Here is a 265-nt window from a genome sequence, read left to right as displayed (position 1 = left end):
GCGATGTCCGACAGCTTCAGCGTGCGACCTTGCGCGACGATCGGCGTGTCGCGAATCTTCAGCAGCTTGTCGAACGCGCCGTCCACGCGAATGAAGATCTCCGGGCCGCGCGTCTCGACGGAGCCGGCCGGCGTCAGCGCGTTTTGGCCGTTGAGCGCGGCGAACACGTCCTGCGGGCTCACGCCGAGCGTCGCGAGCCGGTCGTGCGACAGCTGGATATAGATGCGCTCCGCCTGCTCGCCGATGATGTCGACCTTCTTCACGC

1 protein-coding gene is annotated in these 265 nt (G+C 66.8%); it reads right to left on the bottom strand.

Going from position 1 to position 265, the window contains the following annotated elements; genetic code table 11:
• The coding region (locus tag SB756_RS31095; protein ID WP_410913373.1) for an efflux RND transporter permease subunit at positions 1 to 265 on the bottom strand (265 nt) is incomplete at both ends.

It is taken from the genome of Pseudomonas sp. SIMBA_068 (genome assembly GCF_046534705.1).
GTDB lineage: Bacteria > Pseudomonadota > Gammaproteobacteria > Pseudomonadales > Pseudomonadaceae > Aquipseudomonas > Aquipseudomonas putida.
The sequence above is the reverse complement of the archived record's forward strand: the minus strand, read 5'-3'. Positions and strand labels throughout refer to the sequence as shown.